25 protein-coding genes and 3 pseudogenes are annotated in these 21,344 nt (G+C 54.5%); 11 read left to right on the top strand and 17 right to left on the bottom strand.

What is annotated here, in order from left to right:
• The first annotated feature begins 2 nt into the window (after nucleotides 1-2).
• On the top strand, nucleotides 3-737 hold the full coding sequence (locus FXO12_RS21585; protein ID WP_032897726.1) for a TraX family protein: 735 nt from the start codon (nucleotides 3-5) through the stop codon (nucleotides 735-737).
• A gap of 40 nt (nucleotides 738-777) precedes the next feature.
• Here FXO12_RS21585 and FXO12_RS21590 read toward each other — a convergent pair whose 3' ends face one another.
• Nucleotides 778-2,088: an MFS transporter gene (locus FXO12_RS21590; RefSeq protein WP_032894816.1), complete on the bottom strand. Its 1,311-nt coding sequence runs from the start codon at nucleotides 2,086-2,088 to the stop codon at nucleotides 778-780.
• A 275-nt stretch (nucleotides 2,089-2,363) separates the two neighbouring features.
• Between FXO12_RS21590 and FXO12_RS21595 the strand changes: the two genes are divergently transcribed.
• Entirely contained in the window at nucleotides 2,364-2,495 is a 132-nt protein-coding gene (locus tag FXO12_RS21595; protein ID WP_096144211.1) for a YHYH domain-containing protein, read from the top strand.
• A gap of 96 nt (nucleotides 2,496-2,591) precedes the next feature.
• Here the strand turns inward: FXO12_RS21595 and chrA are convergent, their stop codons facing one another.
• Entirely contained in the window at nucleotides 2,592-3,950 is a 1,359-nt protein-coding gene (chrA, locus tag FXO12_RS21600; protein WP_160049748.1) for a chromate efflux transporter, read from the bottom strand.
• Nucleotides 3,943-4,825, bottom strand: a pseudogene (locus tag FXO12_RS21605) (chromate resistance protein ChrB domain-containing protein); the annotation flags it as partial. The gene chrA and the pseudogene FXO12_RS21605, both read right to left, overlap by 8 nt.
• 182 nt (nucleotides 4,826-5,007) lie before the next feature.
• Between FXO12_RS21605 and istA the strand changes: the two are divergent.
• Nucleotides 5,008-6,522, top strand: a complete 1,515-nt coding sequence (gene istA / locus FXO12_RS21610; RefSeq protein ID WP_160049749.1) for an IS21 family transposase — start codon at nucleotides 5,008-5,010, stop codon at nucleotides 6,520-6,522.
• Nucleotides 6,523-6,542: 20 nt separating this feature from the next.
• Nucleotides 6,543-7,297, top strand: a pseudogene (istB, locus tag FXO12_RS21615) (IS21-like element ISPsy14 family helper ATPase IstB).
• Nucleotides 7,298-7,401: 104 nt separating this feature from the next.
• Here the strand turns inward: istB and FXO12_RS21620 are convergent.
• The 5 genes and pseudogenes from FXO12_RS21620 to FXO12_RS29455 form a co-directional block, all read right to left on the bottom strand.
• A pseudogene (locus FXO12_RS21620) lies at nucleotides 7,402-7,782 on the bottom strand (FAD-dependent oxidoreductase); the annotation flags it as partial.
• A 146-nt stretch (nucleotides 7,783-7,928) separates the two neighbouring features.
• Nucleotides 7,929-8,498 (bottom strand): S-(hydroxymethyl)glutathione synthase, encoded by a 570-nt coding sequence (gene gfa, locus FXO12_RS21625; RefSeq protein ID WP_060765787.1) that lies wholly within the window; start codon nucleotides 8,496-8,498, stop codon nucleotides 7,929-7,931.
• A gap of 75 nt (nucleotides 8,499-8,573) precedes the next feature.
• On the bottom strand, nucleotides 8,574-9,683 hold the full coding sequence (locus FXO12_RS21630; RefSeq protein ID WP_060765788.1) for an S-(hydroxymethyl)glutathione dehydrogenase/class III alcohol dehydrogenase: 1,110 nt from the start codon (nucleotides 9,681-9,683) through the stop codon (nucleotides 8,574-8,576).
• Between the two features lie 65 nt (nucleotides 9,684-9,748).
• Nucleotides 9,749-10,024, bottom strand: a complete 276-nt coding sequence (gene frmR / locus FXO12_RS21635) for a formaldehyde-responsive transcriptional repressor FrmR (RefSeq protein ID WP_081089331.1) — start codon at nucleotides 10,022-10,024, stop codon at nucleotides 9,749-9,751.
• Between the two features lie 33 nt (nucleotides 10,025-10,057).
• Complete coding sequence (locus tag FXO12_RS29455; RefSeq protein WP_223816886.1) at nucleotides 10,058-10,432, bottom strand: heme-binding protein; 375 nt, start codon at nucleotides 10,430-10,432, stop codon at nucleotides 10,058-10,060.
• Between the two features lie 486 nt (nucleotides 10,433-10,918).
• Between FXO12_RS29455 and FXO12_RS21645 the strand changes: the two genes are divergently transcribed.
• The gene (locus FXO12_RS21645) at nucleotides 10,919-11,212 is read left to right on the top strand and encodes a DUF1652 domain-containing protein (protein ID WP_081089332.1); all 294 of its coding nucleotides are present in this window, start codon (nucleotides 10,919-10,921) and stop codon (nucleotides 11,210-11,212) included.
• Nucleotides 11,213-11,311: 99 nt separating this feature from the next.
• Here FXO12_RS21645 and FXO12_RS21650 read toward each other — a convergent pair whose 3' ends face one another.
• The gene (locus FXO12_RS21650; RefSeq protein ID WP_254989400.1) at nucleotides 11,312-11,677 is read right to left on the bottom strand and encodes a response regulator; all 366 of its coding nucleotides are present in this window, start codon (nucleotides 11,675-11,677) and stop codon (nucleotides 11,312-11,314) included.
• 248 nt (nucleotides 11,678-11,925) lie between these two features.
• Nucleotides 11,926-12,414: a cupin domain-containing protein gene (locus FXO12_RS21655; RefSeq protein WP_081089333.1), complete on the bottom strand. Its 489-nt coding sequence runs from the start codon at nucleotides 12,412-12,414 to the stop codon at nucleotides 11,926-11,928.
• Nucleotides 12,415-12,615: 201 nt separating this feature from the next.
• Here FXO12_RS21655 and FXO12_RS21660 point away from each other — a divergent pair, with 201 nt between their 5' ends.
• Complete coding sequence (locus tag FXO12_RS21660; protein ID WP_060765839.1) at nucleotides 12,616-13,326, top strand: glycosyltransferase family 2 protein; 711 nt, start codon at nucleotides 12,616-12,618, stop codon at nucleotides 13,324-13,326.
• 3 nt (nucleotides 13,327-13,329) lie between these two features.
• Nucleotides 13,330-13,578, top strand: coding sequence for a hypothetical protein (locus FXO12_RS29120; RefSeq protein WP_080758760.1), 249 nt, complete (start codon nucleotides 13,330-13,332; stop codon nucleotides 13,576-13,578).
• 7 nt (nucleotides 13,579-13,585) lie between these two features.
• Here FXO12_RS29120 and FXO12_RS21665 read toward each other — a convergent pair whose 3' ends face one another.
• The gene (locus FXO12_RS21665; RefSeq protein WP_372242000.1) at nucleotides 13,586-13,789 is read right to left on the bottom strand and encodes a hypothetical protein; all 204 of its coding nucleotides are present in this window, start codon (nucleotides 13,787-13,789) and stop codon (nucleotides 13,586-13,588) included.
• A gap of 227 nt (nucleotides 13,790-14,016) precedes the next feature.
• On the opposite strand from FXO12_RS21665, the gene FXO12_RS21670 reads away from it, so the two are divergent.
• Entirely contained in the window at nucleotides 14,017-15,156 is a 1,140-nt protein-coding gene (locus FXO12_RS21670; RefSeq protein WP_060765790.1) for a glutathione-independent formaldehyde dehydrogenase, read from the top strand.
• A gap of 547 nt (nucleotides 15,157-15,703) precedes the next feature.
• On the opposite strand, the gene FXO12_RS21675 is transcribed toward FXO12_RS21670, so the two are convergent.
• The 4 genes from FXO12_RS21675 to FXO12_RS29310 form a co-directional block, all read right to left on the bottom strand.
• Nucleotides 15,704-16,180: a hypothetical protein gene (locus FXO12_RS21675; RefSeq protein WP_034114359.1), complete on the bottom strand. Its 477-nt coding sequence runs from the start codon at nucleotides 16,178-16,180 to the stop codon at nucleotides 15,704-15,706.
• On the bottom strand, nucleotides 16,177-16,386 hold the full coding sequence (locus FXO12_RS29125; protein ID WP_060766449.1) for a hypothetical protein: 210 nt from the start codon (nucleotides 16,384-16,386) through the stop codon (nucleotides 16,177-16,179). The genes FXO12_RS21675 and FXO12_RS29125 overlap by 4 nt, the downstream gene beginning before the upstream one ends.
• 167 nt (nucleotides 16,387-16,553) lie before the next feature.
• Nucleotides 16,554-17,249 (bottom strand): hypothetical protein, encoded by a 696-nt coding sequence (locus FXO12_RS21680; protein ID WP_196492891.1) that lies wholly within the window; start codon nucleotides 17,247-17,249, stop codon nucleotides 16,554-16,556.
• A 342-nt stretch (nucleotides 17,250-17,591) separates the two neighbouring features.
• Complete coding sequence (locus tag FXO12_RS29310) at nucleotides 17,592-18,107, bottom strand: hypothetical protein (RefSeq protein WP_306109887.1); 516 nt, start codon at nucleotides 18,105-18,107, stop codon at nucleotides 17,592-17,594.
• Nucleotides 18,108-18,379: 272 nt separating this feature from the next.
• Between FXO12_RS29310 and FXO12_RS21690 the strand changes: the two genes are divergently transcribed.
• Complete coding sequence (locus FXO12_RS21690) at nucleotides 18,380-18,781, top strand: hypothetical protein (RefSeq protein WP_131672247.1); 402 nt, start codon at nucleotides 18,380-18,382, stop codon at nucleotides 18,779-18,781.
• A 163-nt stretch (nucleotides 18,782-18,944) separates the two neighbouring features.
• Nucleotides 18,945-19,331: a hypothetical protein gene (locus FXO12_RS21695; RefSeq protein WP_160049751.1), complete on the top strand. Its 387-nt coding sequence runs from the start codon at nucleotides 18,945-18,947 to the stop codon at nucleotides 19,329-19,331.
• 275 nt (nucleotides 19,332-19,606) lie between these two features.
• Here FXO12_RS21695 and FXO12_RS21700 read toward each other — a convergent pair whose 3' ends face one another.
• A complete protein-coding gene (locus tag FXO12_RS21700) occupies nucleotides 19,607-20,152 on the bottom strand; it encodes a hypothetical protein (protein WP_160049752.1) in 546 nt (181 codons plus the stop codon).
• A gap of 296 nt (nucleotides 20,153-20,448) precedes the next feature.
• Between FXO12_RS21700 and FXO12_RS21705 the strand changes: the two genes are divergently transcribed.
• Nucleotides 20,449-20,667, top strand: a complete 219-nt coding sequence (locus tag FXO12_RS21705) for a hypothetical protein (RefSeq protein WP_160049753.1) — start codon at nucleotides 20,449-20,451, stop codon at nucleotides 20,665-20,667.
• Nucleotides 20,668-20,675: 8 nt separating this feature from the next.
• Here the strand turns inward: FXO12_RS21705 and FXO12_RS21710 are convergent, their stop codons facing one another.
• Nucleotides 20,676-21,233, bottom strand: a complete 558-nt coding sequence (locus tag FXO12_RS21710; RefSeq protein WP_160049754.1) for a hypothetical protein — start codon at nucleotides 21,231-21,233, stop codon at nucleotides 20,676-20,678.
• Nucleotides 21,234-21,344: the final 111 nt, after the last annotated feature.

Raw genomic sequence — 21,344 nt, forward strand, 5'->3', positions numbered from 1 at the left:
CGATGCCTACTGACCCGCTTTCCCCACTCAAGAGCCGAAGCAGTAGCCTAGATCTGATCAAGTGGCTAGCGATGTTGACCATGGTTATCGATCACTTGCGGTTGGTGTGGCCGGAGTTGAGCAACCTGTTCATTCCGGGGAGAGTTTCCTTTCCGTTGTTCTGTGTCGCTATTGCAGCCAACGTGGCGCGCTCCAAACAGGGTGAATTGCTGACTGCTGCGAACGGTCGTTATCTTGCCTTGATGCTGTTATTCGCCGCCATTTCAGAAGTGCCTTATCGCTACATCAGCACCTCGGGATCATTCAACGTGTTGGTGACGCTGGCATTGGGGCTGGTGATTGCCTGGGGATGGCAACATCGCACTCTGTTGAGCAGCGCTATGGCGTTATTGGCCGCCGCGATTGCCTACGTGCTGGATGATCCACTTATGTACGGCTTCTACGGTGCACTTGTACCAGCGGCTGTCTTAATAGCAATCAAAGGCCCCGGTGTTCTTTGGCTGCTGCCTGCGGTTCTATGCTTGATGAGCAATACGCGAAGTAGCATCGTAATCAAAGCGCTGGACTTGGAAGTCTATTCATTGGTGGCTTTGAGCACCGCGTTCGCGGCGCCGCTGATCGGACTCTGGCTACTGCGTCAGAGCTTCACTTTCAAGGTCTGGCCGGTACGGCAATGGGGATACTGGTTCTATCCGGGCCACCTTGCCGCTTTGCAAGCGCTACGGTTGCTTGTCTGAATACCGGTCACCAGCTTTAGCAAGTCTTAGGAACTCACGATCATCTGTTGGGCCATCGGCGATGCTGATCATCGATCACGTATGGATGTTCGTGATCCACACCTTCCTGGCCGTCGATGTGCGCGTGATCGCCCGGCAGATTCTCATGGGTGTGTTTGATCGACTTCTGGTCATGAACTGGGCGCCAGATTACGATGCTGACCAGTAGTGCACTGCCTGCCACAGCGGCGAGGCCAACAAACGACGCCGTGAGGCTGATGTTGGCTCCCAGCCATCCCGCCAGTGGATAAGTAATCAACCAGCAAGCATGGGACAGCGCAAATTGGGCGGCAAACAACGCCGGGCGATCTTCGGCATGTGCCGAGCGACGCAACAGGCGACCGCTTGGAGTCTGGGCCAGCGAATAGCCCACCCCGAGCACCATCCACAGCGGCAGCAGGAAGTTGTAGATGGTCAGGTTGATACCGACGGCCAAGCCTGCGACCAGTATTCCTCCGCCAAACAACATGGCCGTTCGGTCTTTGATGTTTTTCAGCAGGCGAGGCAAGACCAGGGCCGAGATCATGGAACCACCACCAAACGCAGCCAGCGCCAATGCCGTTGAGCTTTGAGGCAGAGCGAAGCGCGACTGAACCATCACCACGGTATTGACGATGACCATGGCACTGGCAGCCGCTACCGTCAGGTTGAGAGCCAGCAGCCCTCGCAGGCGGGGCGTCGCTAGGAATATGCGCATGCCACGAGTAGTTCGTTCATAGATGCTGCGTCGTGGTACTTGCTTCGCCTTTGGCAACAACACCGTGGCGACTAGGGCGGCAGAAGCGAGGAAGCCGATGACCGTGCCGGCGAAAAGGCTGTGGAAGCTGATCACCGTCAGGAGCGCGGCAGCGAGCATCGGGCTCGCGACACTTTCGAGATCGTAAGCCAGACGCGATAGCGACAAGGCACGGGTGTAGTCGTCTTCATCCGGCAGGATGTCTGGAATGGTCGCTTGGAACGTTGGAGTGAACGCTGCCGATGCGGACTGAAGGACGAAAATCAGCACGTAGATTTGCCAAACCTCGGTCACAAACGGGAGAGCAAGCGCGACCAGCGCCCGCACCAGATCCAGCGAGACCAGCATGGCTCTGCGAGGCAGGCGCTCTGCAAAAGCCGCTGCAATGGGCGCTACGCCAATATAGGCCGTCATTTTTATAGCCAACGCCGTGCCGAGAACGGCACCTGCTTGGGCGCCTGCTAGATCGAACGCCAGTAAACCGAGCGCGACGGTGGCAAGGCCAGTCCCTAAGAGTGCAATCACCTGAGCCAGGAAAAGATGGCGATAGGTTCGGTTGGCTAGGATTTTCAGCATGAGAAATCTCAAAAGGAAGCGCGTACGACTATCTGGTTACTGAGATTTCCCGAAGATAAAAGAACTACGAGTTTCTCGTTTTCAGATGAATTCATATCCCCCCTAGGGGGATATGAATTCATCCTAAACCAGAGCCAGAAGTAGCTCAAGAAATAAGCATTCGACCTTTGATCGAGTCTCCGGAGAAGTAGCTTGCTCAGTGAAGGCACTTAGCCATACGCTGCCGGGCGTGAGACCTCTCACGGATATAAAATATGAGCAAGGAGCAAGCCCTGATGAAACTGTCCGCCATTTTGATCGCCGCTTTACTTTCGATTACGTCCGTTGCTGCCTTCGCACACAGCGGCGGTACTGATTCAAAAGGTTGCCATCGCAACCATAAAACCAACGACTACCACTGCCATTAAATGGCCAAAGCCCAGCGTCAGGCTGGGCTTTGGTGTGAGCTGGTCACTTCAGATCTCTGGGTGTCTGACGGACGCTGTTTAATCCGCTCGTGATCGCTAGCGCAACAGATGTACTGCCAGACCAGCGAGCGCACAGGCCATCAGTACCTGAATGACGCCGCGCTTGAAGCGGAACAATGCTATTGCGGCTGCGATGGCGATCAATGCAGAGGGCCAGTCGAGGTTACCGCTGAAGCCTTTCGGCCAAAGCACGTGATACCCGAAGAAGCACGCCAGATTGAGGATCACCCCAACTACGGCGGCGGTGATGGCGGTAAGCGGTGCAGTGAACTTGAGTTCGTTGTGGGTCGACTCAACCAGAGGGCCACCCGCAAGGATGAACAGGAACGAAGGTAAGAAGGTGAACCAGGTCACCAGGGCAGCTGCGACAGCTCCGGCCAGAAACACCTGATCAGCCCCGAACACTTGCGAGACATAGGCCCCGACGAAGCCGACGAAAGCCACCACCATGATCAGCGGCCCTGGCGTGGTTTCCCCCAGCGCAAGGCCGTCGATCATCTGTGTCGGGGTTAGCCAGCCATAGTGACCGACTGCGCCTTGATAGACATACGGCAGTACGGCATAAGCCCCGCCGAAGGTCAGCAATGCAGCTTTGGTAAAGAACCAGCTCATCTGGGTCAGGGTTCCTTCCCACCCAAAGAGCGCGGTCAAAACACCCATCGGCAAAGCCCATAGCACGGCACTAATCAGTGCGAGTGAGGCCAATTTCAACCAGCTGAACCGAGCATGTTCGGGGGACGGCGTGTCGTCATCGATTAAGGCCGGGCCGAAGGATTTTTTGGCGGCGCTATGGCCACCGGCTCTGAATTTTTCGGGTGCCATTCGCCCCCCGAAATAGCCAATCAACGCTGCCCCTAAGACGATCAGCGGGAACGGAACATTGAATGCAAAGATGGCGGCAAATGAAGCCGCTGCTATCGCCCACAGCCAATTATTCTTCAGTGCCCGAGAGCCGATTCTATGCGCCGCCTGCACCACGATGGCCGTCACGGCGGGCTTGATGCCGTAGAAAAGTCCGGCTACCACGGGTACTTCGCCGAACGCGATGTACATCCACGACAGCGCGATCAGGATGAATAGTGAGGGCAGTACAAACAGCGCGCCGGCGATCACGCCTCCCCACGTTCGATGCATCAGCCAACCAATGTAAGTCGCCAATTGCTGAGCCTCGGGCCCTGGCAACAACATGCAGTAATTGAGGGCATGTAGAAATCTGCGTTCTGAAATCCAGCGTCGCCGCTCCACCAACTCCTGATGCATGATCGAGATCTGGCCCGCAGGCCCGCCGAAGCTAATGAAACCGAGCTTCAACCAGAACCAGAACGCCTCACGCAGACTAATCTGTTCAGGCCTCAACGGATCCGCTTCAACCTCTGGTGCCATAACTTTACTCATTGGGTTGCTCCTCTTTCACAAACCCGGCGAGCAGGCCGTCGAAGATGGCGCTCGCGGCAGCCAGAAGTTGGTCGTCGTCGGAAATGGTCTCTCGCAGCCCAGCAAGCACCCGCTCAATCCCGGCAGCCTCCACCGGCTGAATACCGCCAACATCGAGGTAATGCACAAGGGCAGCAATGCGACCTAGACCTTGTATCTGGATTTGAAAACTGGCCTGTAGGGTTTCAAAGGTGACGCGGTTACCAACATGGCTGAAGGTTGCGTCATCAAAATCAAACCCCAAGGCGTTGACTGGGCAGTCCTGTGGAGTGTTCAGCCAGACGATCTGAGCTTGCGGGTCGATGAAGCGGCGGATCAACCAGGCACAGGCGAGCCGGTCGACCCAGGGACGTTTACGCGTTGCCCAGATACGGCCTTGATAATCGCTGAGATTGAGTACCGATATCGGTTGGTTACTGCTGTGGGGCTCATCCGGAGACAGGGCTCTACTGACTGCTGTCTCTAACTCCTGCAGAGCCAAATCAATCTGGTGTTTCGGCTCACCTGAGAAGTAATCGATGCTCGCTATCTGATCGTAGGCTTTGCGCAGCTTGCGGATTTGTTTGGTCGTCGCCAGCGCATTTTCAGCATTCAACTGCTCACGGCAGTCTTCGATCTCTCCACCAAGTTTTGTGTAGTCATCATTACGGTTGAAAGACTCGATAAAGCGCTCACCGTTAGGATCGACTACAGGCAGGAGGTAAGCGGTGCCATTGATGGCCAATATGTCTCGTTCGACAGAAGTCAGAGATTCGCGGCAAGCGCTGGTATCAGGTAGCAGGTAGCAGGTAAACACCGTCACGGAGTACAGCGGCACCTGAAGCTTTCAAGGCACGCTGCGGATTCCACAGCCATCCGGCCACCCATTCCATGAACATCCGGCCACTGATTCCACGATGATCCGGCCACCCATTCCACGGTCATCCGGCCACCCTTAAGGCAGGCAGCAACGCAGGATTAATTCACTACCATCGACCTCTTTTATCGAAGCAGAGAGGTCGTCGTGGAGCGGTTATCCATGCGTAAGATTCGAGAAGTGCTACGTCTCAAATTCGAGGTCGGCCTATCTGCCCGCCAGGTCGCTATCAGCCTGCAAGTAGGTCGAGCCAGCGTCGGTGAGTACCTCAATCGCTTTGCTGCCAGCGGTCTTATCTGGCCGTCTGCGCTGACTGACGCCGAGTTGCAACGGCATCTTTTTCCGCCGCCGCCCGCTGTCCCCAGTGATCAACGTCCGGTACCGGACTGGACTCATGTCCACGCCGAGTTGCGCCGCCCCGGCGTAACCCTGGCCCTGCTTTGGCAAGAGTACCGACTCGCTCATCCGCAAGGCTTCCAATACAGCTGGTTCTGCGAGCACTACCGGCTCTGGGCGGCCAAGGTCGACGTGGTCATGCGCCAGGAACATCGCGCCGGCGAAAAACTGTTCGTCGATTACGCGGGTCAGACCGTGCCGATCATCGACCAGCGAACCGGCGAGATCCGCCAAACGCAGATCTTCGTCGCCGTCCTCGGCGCCTCCAGCTACACCTTCGCCGAGGCCACCTGGTCGCAGAAACTGCCTGACTGGCTGGGCTCGCACGCTCGATGTTTTGCTTTTTTCGGCGGTACGTCACAGATCCTGGTGCCCGACAATCTACGCAGCGGCGTCACCAAGGCCCACCGCTACGAGCCGGATATCAACCCGAGCTACCGCGATCTGGCCGAGCATTACGGTGTGGCCGTGCTGCCCGCTCGCTCGCGCAAACCCAAGGACAAAGCCAAGGTCGAAGTCGGTGTACAGGTCGTCGAACGCTGGATCCTCGCGGCGTTGCGCAACCGACAGTTCTTCTCGCTCGGCGAACTCAACACGGCGATCAGCCTACTGCTGGAACGGCTCAATCAGAAACCCTTCAAAAAGCTGCCTGGCTCACGCCGCTCAGCCTTCGAGACCATCGACCAACCGGTGCTGCAACCGCTGCCGGAGCATCCTTACGTCTATGCCGAGTGGAAAAAGGTACGCGTCCACATCGACTACCACGTCGAAGTCGACGGCCACTACTACTCGGTGCCGTATCAGCTGGTGAAACACCAACTCGAAGTGCGCCTGACCGCACAGACCGTCGAGTGCTTCCACGCCAACCAGCGCGTGGCCAGCCACCTTCGCTCGCAGCACAAAGGCCGCCACACCACCCAAACCGAGCACATGCCCAAGAGCCACCGCGAGCACGCCGAATGGACTCCACAACGGTTGATCCGCTGGGCAGAGCAAACCGGGCCTAACACCGCAGGCGTCATCGCCTACATCCTCGAGCGCCGAATCCATCCTCAGCAGGGCTTCCGCGCCTGCCTGGGCATCCTGCGCCTGAGCAAACAGCACGGCGAAGCGCGGCTGGAAGCCGCGTGCCAGCGTGCGCTGGCACTGGGCGCATGCAGTTACAAGAGCCTGGAATCGATCCTGCGCCAAGGGCTGGAGCGCCTGCCGCTGGCCCAGCAAAACCTGCCGCTGCTGCCCGACGAGCACATCAACCTGCGTGGCCCCGGCTACTACCACTGACCTGAAAAAGGAGCATCAAAATGCTACCGAACCCGACCCTGGACAAGCTACAAACCCTGCGCCTGCACGGCATGATCAAGTCGCTGGGCGAGCAACACGCAACGCCCGATATCAATGATCTCAGCTTCGACGAACGCTTCGGTCTGATGGTCGATCGCGAGCTGACCGAGCGCGAAGACGCCGCCTGACCACTCGCCTCAAAGCAGCGCGGTTGCGCCATAACGCCTGCCTGGAAGACATCGACTACCGCAGCCCTCGTGGCCTGGACAAGGCGCTGATCCTGCAACTGGGCAGCGGCCAGTGGCTGCGCGACGGCCTGAACCTGATCATCGGCGGCCCAACCGGCGTAGGCAAAACCTGGCTCGCCTGCGCGCTGGCCCACAAGGCCTGCCGCGACGGCTACAGCGTGCGCTACCTGCGCCTGCCACGCTTGTTGGAGGAACTGGGCCTGGCCCACGGCGACGGCCGCTTCGCCAAACTGATGGCCGGCTATGCCAAGACTGACCTGCTGATCTTGGACGACTGGGGCCTGGCACCGTTTACCGCCGCGCAACGCCGCGACATGCTTGAGCTGCTGGACGACCGCTACGGCATCCGCTCGACACTGGTGACCAGCCAGATGCCGGTGGACAAATGGCATGCGCTGATCGGTGATCCGACCTTAGGCGATGCGATCCTCGACCGGCTGGTGCACAACGCTTACCGGATCGAACTGAAGGGCGAATCGATGCGCAGGCGCGCAACGAAATTGACGACGGCCGGGACTTCAGACTAACAATGCAAACCTGCGTCGCTGCGCTCCGACTGCCCGGCCGGATGAGCGTGGAATAGGTGGCCGGATGTTGGTGGGCTGGGTGGCCGGATGGCGTGGAATGCGCAACCGAAATCGTTTGAGTTGCTTCCAACTGCAACGATCAATGTGTCGTAGCAGAGAGTTCGAGGAGCGATGAGCGGCTTATCGTCCTCATCCATAACAGCGGCCAGACTCAGTGTCTTGGCCTTTCGATCAAGGCCCTCCATCGTGCCTAGCTCAAAGGAAAAGTGATTCCATTTAGCCTGAGCATGGTAATTAAGTTCTTCGGTAGCCGAGCTGAGCGCACCCGCAGCGACCTCGTGAAGAAGCGGTTTCCAAACGTGTGTGAGATTGGTATCGACCAGAGTAATAGACGCCTTGTCTGATTTCCCAAAGCGCTTACCTAGCTTAGTCGCCAGCTCTAATCCACCTGCACCGCCCCCAACAATAACGATTTTGTGTTTCATTGAAGTCGCTCTAAATAAATTTGAAAGATGCACTGAAAAAAAAAGGATGTACTCGCTCACCCGCCTTTTTACGGGCGAGCGAGTACGCTCGATAGCACTATGTGTTATCGGAGGTATTGCTTATCGACTACGGTGTTGCAAACAGTTTAGAGCACGCCGTTCTGCTTGGCGGTATGAGTAGCCAGGGCGTCCATCAGTGCCGGGGACAGGCAGTCATAGGTAGGAAGGCCGATTTCGCCGAAGCGGGCACGGATTCCATCCATCTCTGCTGGCGGAGTGCCGGTTTCGATTACCGAAGAAACGAACGCGGCAAAGCCTGGAGCAGCCCAACCGGCTTGTGGCGACAGTTCGGTATGAACAAAGTCCAGGCCGTGGAAGGCGTGACCAGTGTTTTCAATCCGACCAAACAGGTGCGCACCGCAGTCTTTGCAAGCATGACGCTGGATAGTGGCGTTTGCGTCGACGATAGCAAGTTTTCCGGCGTTAGCAGTCACGCTGACCTTGTCACGAGGAACAACCGCGATCACCGCAAACTTCGCGCCAGCAGGCTTCCAGCACTTGCTGCAACCGCACGCATGATTGTGCAGAGTTTGAGCACCTACCTCGACCTCAACCTTGTTGGTTGCGCATAGGCACTGAAGGGTGCCGCCGGCGAACCCGTCGATGGCAGTTTTGATACCGTTATCCAGAGAAGGATGCAGTTTTACATTGCTCACTTTGTATCTCCAACGTTGCGTGGGTGGGGGAATACGACAGCCCCCCCCTGGGCATATGCCCAAGGGGGGAACCCGTCAGTATTTGATTACCGTACGGATCGACTTCCCTTCGTGCATAAGGTCGAACGCCTCGTTGATGCGCTCCAAGGGCATGGTGTGGGTCACGAACGGGGCGAGTTCGATCTCACCCTTCATCGAATCTTCAACCATCTTCGGCAGTTGGCTACGGCCTTTCACGCCACCGAATGCGGAGCCTTTCCAGGTGCGCCCGGTAACCAACTGGAATGGGCGTGTAGAGATTTCCTGGCCTGCACCGGCAACACCGATGACAATGGACTGACCCCAGCCACGGTGGGCGCACTCCAACGCAGCACGCATGACGTGCACGTTACCGATGCACTCAAAGGAGTGATCCACGCCCCAGCCAGTCATTTCGATAATGACTTGCTGGATCGGCTGCTCATGATCCTTAGGGTTGATGCAGTCAGTCGCACCGAACTGGCGAGCTAGGTCGAACTTGGCAGGGTTGGTGTCGATAGCAATGATGCGACCGGCTTTGGCCTGACGTGCACCCTGAATTGCTGCCAATCCAATGCCACCCAGGCCGAAAATAGCCACGGTGTCGCCTGGCTGTACTTTGGCGGTGTTGTGCACAGCGCCGATACCGGTAGTCACGCCGCAGCCCAGCAGGCAGACGTGCTCATGATTGGCATCTGGGTTGATCTTTGCGACCGACACCTCAGCAACCACCGTGTACTCGCTGAAAGTCGAACACCCCATATAGTGGTACAGAGGCTGGCCGTTGTAGGAGAAGCGCGTAGAACCATCCGGCATAACACCCTTGCCTTGGGTCGCACGCACTGCGGTGCATAGGTTGGTCTTTCCAGACTTGCAGAATAGGCACTCACCGCATTCTGCGGTGTACAGAGGGATTACGTGATCGCCAGGCTTGAGGCTAGTTACGCCTTCGCCCACTTCAACGACAACGCCAGCGCCTTCGTGGCCCAGAACGACAGGAAAGAGGCCTTCAGGGTCATCACCGGACAGGGTGAAGGCATCTGTATGGCAAACACCCGTGTCGGTGATCTTGATCAGCACTTCGCCTGCGCGAGGTGGTTCGACGTCGATCTCTACGATTTGAAGCGGTTTACCTGCTTCGAAGGCTACTGCAGCACGAGATTTCATATGGTTTTTCTCCAGAGGATGGTGCTCATTTAGTCTGGGCTGTCATCGCGGTAGGCCATTGATTGCTATTTCAGGTACGTCTTCACCAGGGAAATAACCTCATCAATAGTAGACCGCTGCGCCTCAGTTGAATCTACTAATGTCGTGAATTCTTCTCTTAGATGGCTTTCCAGTACCCCAGCCATCAGCCCGTTCAATGCTCCCCTAATTGCAGCAATTTGCTGCAGGACAGGCGCGCAGTCAGCACCCGCTTCCAGCGCTGATTCCAGTGCATCGAGCTGACCTCTTACACGGCGAACTCTAGCCAGAACGCGCTTCTTCTCTTCAGGTGAATGTGGCATGTGATAACCCTTTGGCAGTCTGAAGCAGGAATTTTACATTGGTGCTGGCAGGGAACATATCAAGATACTGGCTGGGAGTATATTGTGAAACTCCCCCGGAGTATACAGCTGTATCGTGCGGCTCACAGTCGCTGCAGCCTTTTGCACGCCTACTACCTGTTTAATGGGCAGATAGCGGGGCGGCCATCTTGACTCAGAACGAACAAGAGATTCATTGTCGAGGTTTCGGGCTAGCGAGTCTGACAGCGGTTTTTCGGCGATCATCCCATCATCACGTGACATGTCACCGGCGACGCGGATAGTTCCCGCAAGGTGTTCATTGAGCGCGACAGGGACGCCACCTTTCATCGGTAGGATTCTAGGCAGCTCTTGGAAGTGTAGATGGCCTTGGACGATTTGCTCCTCCAATGCTTTCGTGATGAAACCTTAAATCGAGGCCGTCTTCTACTTTGGGATCGAGGCTTCGACCATCCCACTCCCGACCCCATCACCTACGATACAGATGACGATGGAGTCGCGTTTTCATGAGGATTGTTTCTCGATTGATTGCGGCTTTCGCAGAGTGCAAGGTGATGACTGGCTTGGTTGCTTGAGAGTCGGCATTTTACCGACTGAGCAAATGCACAAGACAGAGCCGCAATGGCTAAGAAAATTTATGGTGCATTTCTGCGCTCGGGAGAAAAACCGGTTGAACAAGCTGGGAGCTGAGTTTCAATCGGCAGAGAGAGAAGGTTCAGTCATGCGAACTTCAGTGGGTTATATGTAGGTTCAGCAAACGCAACCGCCTGGGCCGAGAAAAAACTTAACATTGTGTCTGGGATTAGTTGACCACTACATACGCGGCTACTCTCAATTGAGCCCTGATTTTCAACGTTGGCTGAAGGAGCCCCTCTGATGATTTCCGCGCTTGAGCTTAGACATATTATTGAATGCGGTTTTCTGCCGCTGTCTTGCCATTGCACCGTCAACCCTGACGGGTCGTTGATGATCAAAGTATTCGAGCCGACCTCTGGTCGTGTTGACCTTCTAGTCACCTCAATAACAACCAGCGGCCTGAACTCAAGTCGCGCAATCGCGAATTTGATCGGGGAGCTGCGCAGTGAGATGGCAGAGCGTTCAGTGAGTTTTTCCAAAGCACACAGTGGGCAGGGCAGAGTCGAAAATTCCGTTCCAAAAATAGGGAGATAGAATCTATCAAGATCCAATCGCCGTTAGGCCCCATCGTTCGGGCGGGATTACTAACTCCCACCTCTTCCGCGAGATGAGTGTCCTCTAGGAATGAACGCCCTAAATCCGCGTGAGGGGACGACCAGGTTGTAGCAACGCGGCTACTGAAAGAACCAACTCATCCAATGACCAGGGTTTGTGCAAATAGATCGTCGCTGAGGGAATGGTTGTGAGGTCAAGGGCATATCCAGAAGTAAGAATTGCTTCAATTGATGGCCATCTGCCTTTAACCATTCCAACAAACTCTGTGCCTTGAATCTGCCCAGGTACACCATGATCCGCAATTACCATGCGACATTTCTCATGAGCCTGAAGGAGGTAGGTTATTGCATCATCAGCCGAATCGAAATGCCGTACAGTTGCTCCAAGCTCAGAGACGATTTCTACCATTAGCAGCCGCAGCGTTGGATCGTCTTCTACGACCACTATTTCTCCTTGAACCGGTAATAGCCCTTCCCAATGTACTTTCACTCTAAAAGCCTCAGCCGGTTGATATCCAGCGTTTGCGAATTCATTCTGAGTGTAAACGCAAACCCAAGTTCTGCCTCGGGTCATTAAAGGTTCAGACGATAGTGCTCCGTAGTGTCCCATGATATTGGCTTCGCTTGGGCTTTACGCGGGATGACCTATTCAGGCTTTCCGATTGCCCAATGCTTGATCAACCCACCAGCCTTTCAATGAACTGGGTCATGTGTGGGAAATGGCAGGGTAGCGATATTCTCAAGCTGCGCCTTGCTAGGGGCTTCACGTCGGATATCTGCGCGCTGGACAGGTGGGTAGGCACCTACGACGAGAAAGTCTTTGGTAGATCCAATATTGCAATGGCCCGTCCCAGCAGGAATGAGCAAGACATCTCCTGTATTAACGTCCACTACATGGCCATCTGGCCCGCCCAGCATTAACCTGGCTTGGCCACTCACAACACCCAATACCTCATGTCCTTCGGTGTGGTAGTGATGGTAGTCGTAGACGCCGTCCCGCCATTGTGGGGGCCAGCCATGCGCTGAACATGTTTCCTCAAAAAGTGCTGCCGGATCATCTCCAGTGATGGTGAACGCACTTTCATAAATCAAGATCGGCAGGAGAGGGTTATTCGGCACCCAGTCATTTGATTTGAGCATCAATGTCTTCAGGTTACTTACCAACTGGCGAGTATCTTTCATCTAAGCATCTCCCGCATGGGCAATCACATCGCTTGAATGTAGGACGGATAGCAGGATCCCATATTCCTACATGGGGTTGAGCCAAGGTGAACATTCATTCCCCACTCTAGAGCGGGTTAGGGTCGCCCCAGATAATTTAAACCTTCTGCATGAGCGCAGTGTCGATTGCTGAAGGCTCTGTGCCAGGCTGAGGGAATGTCAATGATAGGGATCGTGATACCTGCCCATAACGAAGAAAGGCTTATAGGCGATTGCCTGAACGCCGTGGTGATTGCCGCTGAGCATCCTTCTCTTCAAGGGCAACCGGTCGAGATACTCGTCGTATTGGATCATTGCTCCGACAACACGGGAGCAGTGGTAACAGCGAAGGGGATAACGTCGGTAGATGTCTGCTTTCGAAACGTGGGTAAGGCAAGAGCCGTTGGGGCTGAGCAGTTACTTAAAGCAGGTGCTCGGTGGCTCGCATTCACGGATGCCGATACCGTTGTACCGCCTGATTGGCTAGCGCGCCAGATTGAGTTTGGAGCCGACGCGGTGTGCGGAACGGTTGAGGTGGACAGCTGGAGTGGATATGGAGAGGCTGTTCGTACCAAGTACCTCGCGCTGTACCAGTTCATCGAGAATCATCGCCACATCCATGGGGCCAATCTTGGACTGAGTGCCGAGGCCTATCGGAATGCTGGCGGGCTCCAGCATTTGATTGCGCACGAAGACGTTCAGCTGGTTGCAGACCTCGAGAGGATTGGCGCGCATATCGTCTGGACAGCCACCAACCCTGTGATCACCAGTGCGCGCCGGGACTATAAGTGTAGTGGTGGATTTGGCGACTATCTGGCTTCCCTTATGCCTCCCAATACGCACCTTGGAGCCGAGCCTTCCGTAAGTCCTGATTCAAGCCTCGGAGCGGGGTGACCTTTGGACTTGATCGATTGGGTGCAATGGCCCGCTATGGTCGTGACCGTCATTTCGGCTTGGTTTATCGGATCTCAACAACCGCGCCGACGCATGATTGCCTTTTGGGGCTTCATCCTCAGCAATGCGCTATGGGTTGTATGGGGATGGCACACAAATGCTTTTGGATTAATCGTGCTCGAGTGCATTCTGCTAGGCATGAACGCACGCGGGTTCAGGAAAAATCAACGCGGAAGCCAGACCTCAGGATGAATCCCCATTACTGGTTCTGAAAGTTCTTTTTACAGCCGCGCAGGTTCATCGAACAGAGGCATATCTGCAGTACGATCAATGCATAGGCCCCAGCGTAAGCACCCCAAATGACCCACAGAACATTACTCAAAATGAAACAGAAGAACCCCGCCATTCTTCTCGCGGGACGTTGAGAGCCAATAAACCACGCGGCGATAACCGTCACTGCCATAGCTGGCCACTGCACCCAATCCAGATAACTCAAGTCAACCCCTCAATCTCTTATCGATTTAAAAGGGAGAGATTCAATGGCGAATAATTCAGATTTTTTGGGCGACATTTGGAATGTACCGTTCGTCAGACATGGATCGAATTTCTTGAACATACGATTTGCTCCCTCGGTCAGATTAAACATGTGCTGACGAAAATTCCCTTTCGTCTTGCCTCTGGGAGAACGCAATGAAAGCCATCGTTTACAACGGCCCTCGTGACGTTAGTGTGCAAAATGTGCCGGACGCCAAAATCGAAAAACCTACCGACGTTCTGGTGCGAGTGACTGCCACAAACATCTGCGGATCTGATCTGCACATGTACGAAGGCCGTACTTCTTTTGAAACGGGCAGAGTGTTTGGCCATGAGAATCTGGGCGAGGTCATCGAAGTAGGCTCCGGCGTAGATCGGGTCAAGGTAGGAGATCGGGTATGCCTGCCATTCAACATCGGCTGCGGCTTTTGCGAAAACTGTGAAAAAGGTCTGACGGGGTTTTGCCTGACCGCTAACCCAGGCAGCGCGGGTGCGGCCTATGGGTTCGCTGACATGGGCCCATATCAGGGGGGGCAGGCTGAACTACTTCGAGTGCCTTATGCAGACTTCAACTGCCTGGTGTTGCCCGAGGACGCGCAAGAGCGTGAAGAAGATTACGTCATGCTCTCCGACATCTTCCCGACTGGTTGGCATGCAACCGAGTTGGCAGGCCTCCTTCCCGGTGAAAGTATTGCCATCTATGGCGCCGGCCCAGTTGGTTTGATGGCTGCTCACTCGGCCATGATCAAGGGTGCCTCTCAGGTGTTCGTAGTCGATAATCATCCTGACCGCTTGAAGCTTGCTGCTCAAATGGGCGCTACGCCCATCAACTCGCTTGAGAAAGAGGCGGTGGATCAGATCTTGAACTTGACCCATGGCAAGGGCACTGATCGCGGTTGCGAGTGCGTGGGTTATCAGTGCTGCGACCGCCACGGTCATGAAGCTAATCACCTGACCATGAACAACCTTGTCGCTTCTACCAAAGCGACTGGAGGCATCGGTGTCGTAGGGGTGTTCGTACCCCAAGATCCTGGAGCTAAAAATGAACTGGCCAAGGAAGGCAAGATGGCTTTCGATTTCGGCGCTTTCTGGTTCAAAGGGCAGCAGATTCGAACGGGCCAGGCCAACGTCAAAGTCTACAACCGTCGCTTGGCTGAGCTAATCCACCATGGCCGAGCGAAACCTTCGCAGATCATCTCCCACCGCCTCAAGCTTGCCGAGGGCCCAGATGCCTACAAGCACTTCGACGCACGTGACGATGGCTGGACGAAGGTCGTACTCAAGCCAGCAGCTTAATCGCTGATTTAAGGCTTTGCCGGCTCCCATTGGGCCGGCTTCTCACTAGAAAAGACTCAACAGCTAGCAGGAGAATGATCATGAAAAAGCTATCTGTGTGCTTATGTCTATGCAGTGTATTCATGCTTCATGGATGCTTTGACAACGCGGATAACGCCACGAAAGACAATTCTAGTGGCACCAAGTCTTCAGTCCAGATGCAGGAAGGAAAGGCTGACGAGAATAAGTAGGGGTCGGCGGCCCAGGTAGGAGTGAACCTCCTGGGCCAGAGATAGCTACAACAATAAAATGGTGATCGAGATGAATTGCCTGATTTGCGTGGGAGCTGCAGAACGCGTTATGTGCGAAGGCCCGTGGGAAGAGCGTGACTGTCCGGAGTGCGGTCGGTATCGAATCTCAGACGAGCTGATTCTCGCGTTGATGGATCAGGGGCAGATTTTCGATGTGCTTAAAACCAGGGCCTGGCTAGATACGCGGCGAAGTGAAGGCTTCCTGCCTTGCATCCAATTTCCTGAAGGGCTACTGGTTACCTATTGCTCCATTGACGTTACTGCGAGCTGAGCCAAAGCTCCACCTTTTCCAGCTTGCCTATTTCTTGAAGCTTTGACTTCCCAGTATCCAGGAGACCGAGCAATCTTTGCTTATCGGTAAGGGATGAAAACCACTCATAAATCTCTACATTGCAGTGATCTGAGTCACCAAGAGCCCACCTGACAACCATATCTGCAGCAGCTCTGTAGTGATCCGCCATGTAAAGCTGTCGACCTTCTACAGACCAGCCTCGCATCGCAAGCTCATCGGTTACGTCGATGACTCCAGCGTCTCCAAAGAAATCGGTCGTATCTGGATAATGAAAACCTGCCAAGGACACTTTCGCTACGCCCGAATCGCGGTCGAAGTAGGACAGGAAATGCCACCCACCTGTAGTGCTTCCAGCGTGCGGAAAATTGATGGCGGCTTTACCCGTTATGTAGTGCTCGTGTGAGACGCGTTTGAGATCAAAATCAAACAGTGGCTGCCTCATGGGAGCTTTTCGAGCAGGGCTAGACCCTGTTTGATGTGGCCAGAGTTCTCGCCGATTGTCTCAAGGGCACCTCGGACATTATTCCCCACATCTGCATGACCGTGAGCTTCGACGTGGAGGGTCAACTCCATGAGAGCAGCCTCAAGGGCGAGCTGATTTTGGTACATTCTTTCCAGCACGTCTGACAACGAGTATTCACTCGGCATTTACATTGTCTCCTAATGGTATTTCCTGCATCCTGCGGCGGCTGGAACACAGCCGGCTACTTGCTGAGAATTTAAGAAGCTTTACGAGATTCATAGTCGGGGCTTTATACGGCACGTGTTGCAAAATACAAACCGAAGGTTGCTTGTGAGTGCCGCACTCGTTACCTTTAATCAGTTACTTGTTCGTACCCTGTATCTGTCTTTTTAAAGTTTCGTCGCTTTATAGTTATTGGATTATCGATCATTGCTTGGACAGGGCAGATGTGACTAATATCCGAAATGTCACCAATTTGAAACTCGTAAGCACCCATGCTATTCAGACCGGCATTTTCAACACCAAACGATATGCGAAATTCTCTTTGCCAGACATATTTAACGTCCTTTGTAAACAGTCCCAAAGCTCCGGAGTAATTATCAAGCTCCTTATAGTTTATTAATCCAAACCCCTCATGTATGAATGGAGATCTAAACGCATTTCGCTCCTTCGCAAGAGCAATATTTATTCTACGGCCAAATTCTGTTGCGCTTGTTATAAAAAGCACATGCGTTCCGAATTCCAAAAAACGTGGATCGAATGTAAGCATCCCATCCACCTCCCCCGTAATTACTGCATCCTCGTTTTCTGATAGTGCTCCCATGCAGAAAAGCATGATGTTTTTAGGCTGAGGAAAGTCAGCTCGCAAGATTGCTGCCGGCCCCAGATCTGTCTCCACATCACTCTCACCGATCTTGATTGAAAGTGTCGCGTAACCTTCAGAGTTTTTCCCCGCTCTCAAGATACCGTAGACCTTTTCGAGTTCATCCACTCGAAGGGCTATTGACTCTTCATCCTTAAGATTGGAGAAATAGTCGAGACTGTTCATATACAAACATCCTGCCTGCATCTGGCGGAGTCGTTCGTAAGACGAGACTTTGAATAGCAGCCAGAAGTCTTTACGAGGTGGCGGATCTTGAAAGAATTGCTGAGTCCCGAGCTCCATTTTTTGCTCTCACAGCATGTAGATGCGTTAGCTATAGCAGGTTCTGCAATATGTTTCTATCTGGCTGGGCCTGACTCAGCATGGGTGGCAAGTGGAGCTTGTAGGCTACAGCCGAAGGCGTGAAGATGGACGCCCGCAGGGCCGAGATGCTAGCGTCTAAGCCTAGGCTTGGTTCACAACAGCCCGCACCTGAAAGGGGTACGCACCGAAACGGTAATTTTCACTTCACAATGTCTTTAGTAGTTGCTCAAGTGTCTGATGTTCCCATGTGCTGAGCAGTGCAACTGGATCAGTGCCAAAGCGATCCCCGGAGTCAAACGACCAGTGTCGCCCATCTGGACTGATGCATTGTTCGCAGTAGTCGAGCTGATCACAGTCGTTGTAAATCGATATCTCCCAACCGTCTGCATTGATCTGGAAGTGGCCGGCATAAATCTCGTCCCACGATTCATGACCCACCTTACTCATGACGGTTCGACCGAAAATCGCCTCCCTAAGTACCTGGGATACCTCTCTCGCGGAAAGCTCAGCCGCAGTGTTTTCGCTGCCGCTACCTACCTGAGATGAAAGAGCTGCCGCTCTGGCCTCGTTCAACAATTGCTCAGCGTACATAGCCGGATCATCATCTGGCAGCGGGTAGCCTGCAGCAGATAGAGCTTCGGCGCGTTCTTCAATGAGTAGGCGCTCGGGATCGCGAACCTTTTGGTAGGCTCTGCTTGGTACATGTCGAGTTGTGTCCATTCCCGGCTCCCCAGAAGGCTGATGACTAAGAGTGACTAAATTACTTTTAGAACGATAACAGAACGCTTCGAATAGCGATGCCGAGCTCCGAATCATGAGGGTAGGATGCGTTGCGATCTATGCTTCACAGAGGCTCAGACACCAAGCAAGCGGAGCGCGCAGGCGTGAGGGATGTGAGCCCGCAGGGGCGAGACACGCCTTGGCGGGGCTCGATTCACGGCAGCCTGACGCCGCAGGCGGCATGCCATAAACGCCAACAAGAGGTAACTCAAATGCCCGACGATGAACTCCGCGAGCTGGAAGCCAAGAGACGAAAGGCTTTGTGGATGCTTGCGAGCATATCCCCAGGCGATCCGAAGGCGTTCGATGCCTTATCCATCCTTGATGACCTTGACCTTCAAGAACGGAAATACTCCCCCAATGCTGGCAAGACACTTGAGCTCAACCAGCTTCGGGATTGTGTCACGGTGCAGCATCACCATTCCGGCATCGACATCATCCTGGAGCAGACTATCCCGCAGCCATGGAGGGAGCGCTTCAATCAAGCAAGTATCGGCTCGACCAGGTTGCTTCATGGGCCATACGCCCCAGACTGGGATAAATTTTTGGTTGAATGGGAGCGTGAGATGCAGCATCTGCAAAATCACCGAGTTGCACAGGCTACTAACAGCTAGAACTGCTGGCGAGCGATGGCGGCGCAACCATACAAGCAGTCGGTGTAGCCGCTGAAAATCCACCGTAAAACAGGAGCAGCAAGGTGGGACGGCCTTCGTTTTTTTTGTTGATTTTGAAGCTTCTGGAATAGCTCCTGATAGCTATCCCATTGAGGTCGCCGTCGTGTCGAGTGAGACCTCGTTCAGTTCGTTGATAAGGCCAGCACGTTACTGGACGCACTGGTCGTTCGATGCGCAAGACATGCATGGCCTTACGCAGGATCATTTGCTTCAGGAAGGTGATCCCCCCCACACCGTGGCGGAACGAATGAATCAGCTGTTTTCAGGGCAGGTGCTTTGCAGCGATTCACCGCAAGACGGGTTTTGGCTCGATGTCCTCTACGAGGCAGCAGATCTGATCCCCACCTTCGAGCTCAAGCCATTGGAGGTTTTTGTGGGCCGGGAGGCGGCTAGTGACATTTACCGCCTACTGCCAACAACCAGGCGCCATCGAGCTCTGCATGACGCTACTGCTTTGATGGAGGCCTGCCGTGCTTTTTTTAAGGCTTGAATCTTCGAAGGGGGTGTAACACCTCAGCCATACGAATACATCGAACCTATTGAGCTTTGGATCTAGCTCAGCCTGAGTGTCCACTCGAACCGAAGTCAAATGATCACGCGGCTGGATAAGCATGGTAAGCCGAGCGCGCAGGCTTGTGGGATAGACGCCCGAGGGCCGAGACGTAGACTCGGTTAACGACAGCCGCTCCCGAAGGGCACGCAACATCGCAATGTTCGCGTATCAGACAAGTACGACAGACGATCCCGTACAGTGTATTGCGACGTTCAAATGCCGCCTAGTCTGTGTGCGATTAAGCTCTCAACGGCCTCGCTGGCTGATAAACCTTCGTGCTTACGTGCGAGTAAAAAATTCTGGTCAAACACTGCCTGGTTGTTAGATATCAAGTCGTGGCATGTGGCAAAAAAATCTGGAGGCAAGCGCCCATCAACGGCGTGCGAACTTGACGGCTCGACGACAGACATATCTCCATTGGCCCGTTCTAAAAGAGCTAACCAAAGCCCATGGGGGACAGTTGTACGATTCTCGTGTCGATTACGGTATGACAGTATCCGCAGCAGTTCAGGAGCTCGGTTGATAACGATTTCGCAAACGACGCGCAGCGCCTCAAACGGAGCGTCACTCATGCCTATGACGGAGCTGTGATGCAGTTTAGATATGGATTGGTAGGGTTCTTCGATTGTGACCGGATACTCGTAAGCTAGCTGCAAAGCCAGAGCGCCGAATCGGTCGGCACCTAGAAATGAGGCGAGGCGTTCGATAGCTTCGAGCTCATGTAGGTTTTTTCGTGTCAAAGCTATTAAGTTGCCCACGATTTCTCCAGTAGTTCGATAGCACTGTTCACTGATTCGGTCTCCTGCTATCAACCATGCGATCTGGGATTAATCTTGCCGACAACCATCGATTTTATCCACATCCAGCCAACGCAGCTAACGCATTTGAACATTTAAGCAAGCGGAGCGCGCAGGCGTGTGGGATGGACGCCCGAAGGGCCGAGATGGCGGCGCTTGCGGCAAGGCTCGGTTTACGACAGCCACTCCCCGAAGGGGCACGGCCTAATGCCGGTCGTGGGAACAGAAGACCAAGATCCTACTGCGAGGATTTCCCGATGGGAATGAAGAACGATGACGACACAGTGTACTGCGACGTTCAAATGCCCTTAGCTCAGGGCCGTGAACTGTTGCAACTGGTGACGACATTGAGAGAGTCGAAAGCCCATCCGAAACTCGACAGAGTTTTGGAACGCATACAGGACGAGCTCATCACCTCAATTGACTTCGTTGAAAACCCGCCAACCTGGGGCCTTGGTGTCAGTAATGATGCATAGTGGAGGCCTCAAAGCTCTGCATCCCATGCATCCATAGCCTCGCTCGCAGCCGCGTACCACTGGAGATCACCGGGCTGTAGGGCATTCGCGATTAGTCTGTTGGTATTGCCGTCGACCCAAGTCGGGAGACTCTCTATGGCTTTTGTGAACAGACTGGCTGTAGCGACAGCAAATCGCCCCGTACTTTTAGACTGAAGGCACACGTATCGCACAGTAACGCCGCTCTGCAACCGACGCCAAGCCACCACCTCGATACAGTCCATGGCACCCACTGGAGCCTCAACGGCGGGACTCGCTTCCTGCTCCACCTGGACGTCCCCCGCTGCCTTGAATGATCCGCTAGGCGCTCCTGGATTGTGGACAAGATGCTTCAACTGCTCACGTGAGGCGATAATCTGATCTCGGAGCTCTTCGGGATCGATGGACATTCCGCCCTCTGGTGTCACCTTGAGGGTCTTCAAGGAGTTCGCCGCCCGGATGAACTCGCGTTCACGCGCTTTCTCACGCTCGGGGTGGCGGTCGGGGCTGATGACGCTCCAAAGCGTTGTGAACAACTTCAATGACATTCTCCTACCTTGAGGCATTGGGCGTGGATCCTGCGATCATACAAGGAGGGTAAGGCGCCTGAGGCGAAAGCCCTGCCCGCAATATTGTAGGGCTAACGACCTGTTTGGTAT

Origin of the sequence: Pseudomonas sp. J380, assembly GCF_009827115.1 — a bacterium.
Classification (GTDB): Bacteria; Pseudomonadota; Gammaproteobacteria; order Pseudomonadales; family Pseudomonadaceae; genus Aquipseudomonas; species Aquipseudomonas paracarnis.

Excerpts from the sequence above, each read along its gene's own strand:
- FXO12_RS21585 (WP_032897726.1), top strand. The coding sequence starts at position 3 with ATGCCTACTGACCCGCTTTCCCCACTCAAGAGCCGAAGCAGTAGCCTA.
- FXO12_RS21590 (WP_032894816.1), bottom strand. The coding sequence starts at position 2,088 with ATGCTGAAAATCCTAGCCAACCGAACCTATCGCCATCTTTTCCTGGCT.
- FXO12_RS21595 (WP_096144211.1), top strand. The coding sequence starts at position 2,364 with ATGAAACTGTCCGCCATTTTGATCGCCGCTTTACTTTCGATTACGTCC.
- chrA (WP_160049748.1), bottom strand. The coding sequence starts at position 3,950 with ATGAGTAAAGTTATGGCACCAGAGGTTGAAGCGGATCCGTTGAGGCCT.
- istA (WP_160049749.1), top strand. The coding sequence starts at position 5,008 with ATGCGTAAGATTCGAGAAGTGCTACGTCTCAAATTCGAGGTCGGCCTA.
- FXO12_RS21630 (WP_060765788.1), bottom strand. The coding sequence starts at position 9,683 with ATGAAATCTCGTGCTGCAGTAGCCTTCGAAGCAGGTAAACCGCTTCAA.
- frmR (WP_081089331.1), bottom strand. The coding sequence starts at position 10,024 with ATGCCACATTCACCTGAAGAGAAGAAGCGCGTTCTGGCTAGAGTTCGC.
- FXO12_RS21645 (WP_081089332.1), top strand. The coding sequence starts at position 10,919 with ATGATTTCCGCGCTTGAGCTTAGACATATTATTGAATGCGGTTTTCTG.
- FXO12_RS21655 (WP_081089333.1), bottom strand. The coding sequence starts at position 12,414 with ATGAAAGATACTCGCCAGTTGGTAAGTAACCTGAAGACATTGATGCTC.
- FXO12_RS21660 (WP_060765839.1), top strand. The coding sequence starts at position 12,616 with ATGATAGGGATCGTGATACCTGCCCATAACGAAGAAAGGCTTATAGGC.
- FXO12_RS21665 (WP_372242000.1), bottom strand. The coding sequence starts at position 13,789 with ATGGCAGTGACGGTTATCGCCGCGTGGTTTATTGGCTCTCAACGTCCC.
- FXO12_RS21670 (WP_060765790.1), top strand. The coding sequence starts at position 14,017 with ATGAAAGCCATCGTTTACAACGGCCCTCGTGACGTTAGTGTGCAAAAT.
- FXO12_RS21675 (WP_034114359.1), bottom strand. The coding sequence starts at position 16,180 with ATGAGGCAGCCACTGTTTGATTTTGATCTCAAACGCGTCTCACACGAG.
- FXO12_RS29125 (WP_060766449.1), bottom strand. The coding sequence starts at position 16,386 with ATGCCGAGTGAATACTCGTTGTCAGACGTGCTGGAAAGAATGTACCAA.
- FXO12_RS21680 (WP_196492891.1), bottom strand. The coding sequence starts at position 17,249 with ATGAACAGTCTCGACTATTTCTCCAATCTTAAGGATGAAGAGTCAATA.
- FXO12_RS29310 (WP_306109887.1), bottom strand. The coding sequence starts at position 18,107 with ATGGACACAACTCGACATGTACCAAGCAGAGCCTACCAAAAGGTTCGC.
- FXO12_RS21690 (WP_131672247.1), top strand. The coding sequence starts at position 18,380 with ATGCCCGACGATGAACTCCGCGAGCTGGAAGCCAAGAGACGAAAGGCT.
- FXO12_RS21705 (WP_160049753.1), top strand. The coding sequence starts at position 20,449 with ATGGGAATGAAGAACGATGACGACACAGTGTACTGCGACGTTCAAATG.
- FXO12_RS21710 (WP_160049754.1), bottom strand. The coding sequence starts at position 21,233 with ATGTCATTGAAGTTGTTCACAACGCTTTGGAGCGTCATCAGCCCCGAC.